The sequence below is a fragment of the Enterovirga sp. genome (assembly GCF_035325185.1).
GTDB lineage: Bacteria > Pseudomonadota > Alphaproteobacteria > Rhizobiales > Beijerinckiaceae > Enterovirga.
Genome location: NZ_DAOLAJ010000149.1, coordinates 1 through 5,318 on the forward strand (window position 1 = coordinate 1; position 5,318 = coordinate 5,318).

Below are 5,318 nucleotides of genomic sequence, written 5' to 3' on the forward strand. Positions count from 1 at the left end.
CGTTCTCTGCGACATGGCCGGGATCGAGAAGCCGCGCTTCAAGACCCGGCCCTGAGAGGGGCTATACGCCGCGCGAGGCAAGCTTCTCGGGGGGGCTGGCCTGGAAGGCGGCCGGGAGGATGACGGCCGAGCCCGGCATCGCCCGCGCCTCGACCGTCACGCGATCCGCCCGGTAGGCCGCCCGCGCGAAGAGGGCCTGGACGTCGCCGGAGGGAGCGGCCGGAACCCGCGGAGCGCCGAGCGAGGCCGTGGTGGCGGGGCGCATCTCGTCGGCCGGCGGAGTCGCCGGCGGCTTGGGCTTGGCCGCGGCCGCGAGGACGGTCGCCGGCGGCTTCCTGCGCGCGGCGATGGTCACGATCTCGTGCCCGGCCATGGCCAGCGCCTCGGGCCGGCTGACCTGGCCGACATAGCCGCCCCGCCGCCACAAGGCGGCGAAGGCGGGATGCATGCCGCCGTCGGAATAGGTGATGCGGACGGCGCCGGCCCCGTCGGCGACGAGCTTCTCGACCTTGGCCTTCTCCTCGGCCACATGCGCGACCGCCGCCTCCTCGCGCGCCGGGTTGCGGTAGGCCGGAAAGGTGTAGCGGCCGGCCGTCACGGAAACCGGCAGCTCCTCGCCCGCGGCCTCGAAGCGGTCGTAGCCTTCCTTGAGCTGGCGCCAGAACTCGATATGCGGCTCGGTGCGGGCGCGCGCCATGTTCTGCGCCGTCATGCGGAAGGGGTAGGACTGGAACTGGAAGGCGTGCTGGCCGGCGGCGAGGGCGTCGCGGGCGAGGGCGTAGATCTCGGTGATCTGCGCATCCGTCATGGCGAAGCAGCCCATGGACGAGCAGGTGCCGTGCGTCATGAGGAAGGCGCCGGTGCCGCCGTGGGCGCGGTCATAGGCGTTGGGATAGCCGACGTCGAAGGAGAGATGATAGGCCGAGTTGGGATTCATCTTGCCCGCCGGCACGGCGTAGAATCCCTCCGGCGTCTGCCGGTCGCCGGTGCGTCTCTTCGGGCCGAGCTGGCCCGACCAGCGGCAGATGGGGAAGGTCTTCAGGAGAACGTAGCGGCCGGCCCGGTTGCGCTTCCAGACCTCCATCTCCGCTTCCTTCTTGAAGGCGCGGATCAGGATGGGCGCGCGGGGATCGACGTCCTTGGCGGCCATGAGGGAGAGGGTCGCGGAGGGGACGGGCGTCGTGGCCTTTCCGGCGCGCGCCTCGCCCGGATGCAGCAGCGCGAAGGCGAAGAGGGCGGCTCCCGCCGCAGAGGCAAGCCTCACCGTCGCGTGCGATGCCATGCGCGATCCCAACCCCTCGGAGGCGTCCCGGCGCGGAGCCGTGCCACGCACTCCCATCCGAATGAGGCAGCATTAGGAGTGATTCGGGTTAAGGAGCCATCGGCCGGGATATCGCGCCGCCCTTGTCCCTCGCCGCGCGTGACGCGGCGCGAAATCGGGTAAACCGGCGCGTCCTGGGCAGGAAGGGAATCACCGTGGCGAAGACAAGGATCGACCACCTCATCCTGGGGAGCGGCGCCGCCGCCGCGGCTGCCGCGACGACGCTGCGGCTCGAAGATCCCGCTTGCTCCGTCACGATCCTGTCGGCGGATGACAGCCTGCCCTACAACCGCCCCTCCCTGTCGAAGCAGTTCCTCCTCGGGCACGAGAGCGACGAGCAGATCCTCCTCTATCCAGCGAGCTTCTACCGGGAGCAGAAGATCGATCTCGTGCTCGGCACCCCCGCCACGGCGCTCGATTGCGCGGCCGGGATCGTCACCGCCGCGACGGGCGAGACGTTTCCCTATGGGCGGCTCCTGATCGCGACGGGTTCCGTGAGCCGGCGCCTCGCTCTTCCGGGGGCGGAGCTTGGCGGTGTCCACTACCTGCGCAGCAAGGCCGAGTGCGTGGCGCTCAAGGAAGAGATCGCGGGCGGTGCGAAAAGGGTGGTCGTCGCCGGCGCGAGCTTCCTCGGCATGGAAATCGCCATGTCGCTGCTCGATCTCGGCCTCGACGTGACGGTGGTCGAGGAACGCGGCCGCATCCTGCCCCACCTGGAATCGCGCCGGGCCTCGGAATATTTCCTGCATCACGCGCAGGAGCGCGGCGCGAAGATGCTGCTGTCCGACACGATCGCGGCCATTCGCGGCAGCGGGAGGGTCGCCGAGGTCGAGACCCGGTCGGGCGCGCGGCTTCCCTGCGACCTCCTGATCGCGAGCATCGGCGTCGCGCCCGCCACGGGGTTCCTGGCCACGAGCGGCCTCCCTCTCGAAGGGGGGCTCGTGTCCGTCGACGACCAGCTGCGGACCCGCGTTCCGAACATTTTCGCGGCGGGCGACGTGGCCAGCTTCCTGGACCCCGTCTTCAACTGCCGCCGGAACATCGTCCATTGGGACAATGCAGTGAAGCAGGGCAAGCTCGCCGCCCGCAACATGCTCGGGCGGCGCCTGCGCTACGACGAGGTCTCCTATTTCTTCTGTGATGTCGGCGATATCAGCTTCAGCATGCTCGGCATGCCCGAGGGAGCCGACGAGCACGTCCTGCGGGGATCGGTCGAGTCGAAATCGGCCGCCCTTCTCTATCTCAAGGACAACGTCCCGCGCGCGCTCCTCTCCGGCGGCCGCCCGCCGGAGGAGACCCGCACCATCGAGGGCCTGATCCGCTACCGGGTCAACCTGAGCCGCTACAAGGACAGGCTCGCCGATCCCGACTTCTCCCTCGCCCACATCCCGACCCAGGACGTGCTCGTCCTCCAGGGCGGGGGCGCCATGGGGGCCTTCGAATGCGGGGTCGTCAAGGCGCTGGAGGAGGAGGGCGTCTTCCCCGACATCGTCGCCGGCATCTCGATCGGCGCGCTCAACGGGGCGATCGTCGCCGGCAATCCGCGCCATGCCACCCAGGCTCTCGAATCCTTCTGGTCCGAACTCGAGATCCCGACCGCCGCCATTCTCGGCGAGGAGGCGGCACGCTCGCTCGCGGCGGCGCAGATCCTGACCTTCGGCGTGCCTCACTTCTTCCGGCCACGCTGGCTGCCTTCGCCTTTCGCGCAGGTCACGCTGCCGCTGCACTGGACGAGCTATTACGATTCCTCGCCGATGAAGGAACTGATCGCCCGCTACGTGGATTTCGGCAAGCTCAAGGGCGGCCCCGTCCGCCTCCTGATCGGGGCCGTCGACGTGAAGTCGGGGGAGCTGGAAGTGTTCGACAGCTATGTCGACGACCTCACGCCGGACCACGTGCTGGCCAGCGGCAGCCTGCCGCCGGGCTTTCCCTGGACCGAGATCGACGGGCGGGCCTATTGGGACGGGGGCGTCGTCAGCAATTCCCCGCTCGACATGGTGATCGACCGCTGCGGGCCGGACGGAAAACGCGTCTATGTCGTCGATCTCTTCTCCAGCGAGCGCCCGCTCCCCGCCAACATGATGGAGGTCATGGCCCGGCGCGACGAGATCGTCTATTCCGAGCGCGTCCGCAGCGACCTGCACCTGCGGGAAATGAGGGGCGCCTACCGCACCCTGGTCGAGCGCATCCTCGAACTGGTCGATCCGCCGATCCAGGCGAAGATCCGCCAGCGTCCGCTCTATATCGAATTGATGGGCGACGGCGCCGGAACGACCATCACCCGCTTCGTCCGGCAGGGGCGCCCCGGCGAGCCCTCCTCCCGCGACTACGATTTTTCCGACATCGCGATCCGCGCCAACCTGAAGGAAGGCTACGCGAAGGCGAAGGAGACCTTGCGCCGGCCCGCCGAGGAATCCGTCCGGCCGGCGGCGGACCAGGCGACAGGCTCGTCCCGCTTTCCGGGTCTCCTGTCCACGCCGAAGGGCAGGAGCCGGCGCGCAAGGGCGGACATGCCGGCCGGGGGGAAGGGGACCGGCGCGAAGCCGGGCTCGTGACCTCGATGCGGCGCCGAAGGAGGCGGCTTTCCCATGTTCCGCTTCGTCCACGCGGCTGACATCCACCTGGATTCCCCGCTGCGCTCGCTCGCCCTGCGCGACGGCGCCCTCGCGGAGCTGATCGGCAATGCGACGCGCCGCGCCTTCGTGCGGATCGTCGATCTGTGCCTGGAGGAGCGGGTCGACGCGCTCCTGATCGCCGGCGATCTCTATGACGGCGAGCAGACCTCGATGAAGACGGCCCGGTTCCTGGCCGAGCAGCTCCGGCGCCTCCACGAGGCCGGGACCCGCATCTTCATCATCCGCGGCAATCACGACGCGCTGTCGAAGATCACGACGGAACTGGTGCTGCCGGATTCGGTCAAGGTTTTCGCGGCCCGCGCCGAGGCCGTCGATATCGGGCGCGCCGGCGGCACCCCGGTCGTGATCCACGGGCTGAGCTTCGCCAAGCCTCATGCGCCCGAGAGCCTGCTCGGCCGGTTCCGGCGGCCGGTGGAGGGCGCGGTCAATATCGGCATGCTCCATACCAGCCTCGGGGGCGCGCAGGATCACGACCCCTATGCGCCGTGCAGCGTCGCCGACCTCCAGGCGACGGGATTCGATTATTGGGCGCTTGGCCATGTGCACCGGCGCTCCGCCCTGGCCGGCGCCTGCGCCATCGTGATGCCGGGGATGCCCCAGGGCCGCGATATCAACGAGGCCGGGCCGAAATCCGTCACGCTCGTCACCATCGACGGCAATCGCGCGATCCATGTCGAGGAGCGCCTGACGAGCGTCGCGCAGTTCGAGCGGGTTCGCGTCGATGCGACGGGCCTGGAGGAGTGGCGCGACCTGGTCTCGGCCGCCGCGCGCGCCCTGGAGACGGCGCGCGGCGCCGTGGCCTCGGACCATCTCGTCGCGCGCCTCCATGTCTGCGGGCCGACCCCGCTCTCCTGGCGCATGCGCCGGGACGGCGACCTGCTGAAGACGGAGATGGACGACCGGGCCTCGGTCATCGGCGCCTGCTCGATCGAGCAGGTGGAGATCGCCGCCCGGCCGCCCGAGAGGGGAGAGGAAGCGGCGGGCAATCCTCTCCTCGACCTGCACCGGCTGATCGAGGACGACATCCTGGGCTCGGACGCCTTCCGGGCCGAGGTCGCGCAGATGAGCGACGAGTTGAGGGCGCAGCTTCCGGCGGAATGCCGCGACGCCTTTGGCGCCGACGAGGCCGCCTTCGGCGAGATCCTCGCGCGCCTCGCCCGGGAAGGCGCGGAAAGCGTGATCGCGCGGCTCGAAGCTGCCGGGGACGGCCGCTGAGAGATGCGCCTGCGCCGCCTCGACCTCGTCCGCTACGGCAAGTTCACCGATCGGAGCCTCGATTTCGGCGAGCGCTCCGCGGGGCAGCCCGACCTGCACGTCGTCTTCGGACCGAACGAGGCCGGGAAATCGACCGCCTTCGCGGC

The 5,318-nt window shown here is 69.9% G+C and carries 4 protein-coding genes; 3 read left to right on the top strand and 1 reads right to left on the bottom strand.

Annotated elements, in window-relative coordinates; genetic code table 11:
* Positions 1-61: 61 nt before the first annotated feature.
* Positions 62-1,282: a murein L,D-transpeptidase family protein gene (locus tag PKD06_RS18150; protein WP_324382621.1), complete on the bottom strand. Its 1,221-nt coding sequence runs from the start codon at positions 1,280-1,282 to the stop codon at positions 62-64.
* Positions 1,283-1,476: 194 nt separating this feature from the next.
* On the opposite strand from PKD06_RS18150, the gene PKD06_RS18155 reads away from it, so the two are divergent.
* The 3 genes from PKD06_RS18155 to PKD06_RS18165 form a co-directional block, all read left to right on the top strand.
* The gene (locus PKD06_RS18155; RefSeq protein ID WP_324382623.1) at positions 1,477-3,876 is read left to right on the top strand and encodes an FAD-dependent oxidoreductase; all 2,400 of its coding nucleotides are present in this window, start codon (positions 1,477-1,479) and stop codon (positions 3,874-3,876) included.
* A 33-nt stretch (positions 3,877-3,909) separates the two neighbouring features.
* Positions 3,910-5,172: a DNA repair exonuclease gene (locus PKD06_RS18160; RefSeq protein ID WP_324382625.1), complete on the top strand. Its 1,263-nt coding sequence runs from the start codon at positions 3,910-3,912 to the stop codon at positions 5,170-5,172.
* 3 nt (positions 5,173-5,175) lie between these two features.
* Positions 5,176-5,318 (top strand): AAA family ATPase (locus PKD06_RS18165; protein ID WP_324382627.1); only part of this gene is annotated, 143 nt, incomplete at its 3' end.

Excerpts from the sequence above, each read along its gene's own strand:
- PKD06_RS18150 (WP_324382621.1), bottom strand. The coding sequence starts at position 1,282 with ATGGCATCGCACGCGACGGTGAGGCTTGCCTCTGCGGCGGGAGCCGCC.
- PKD06_RS18160 (WP_324382625.1), top strand. The coding sequence starts at position 3,910 with ATGTTCCGCTTCGTCCACGCGGCTGACATCCACCTGGATTCCCCGCTG.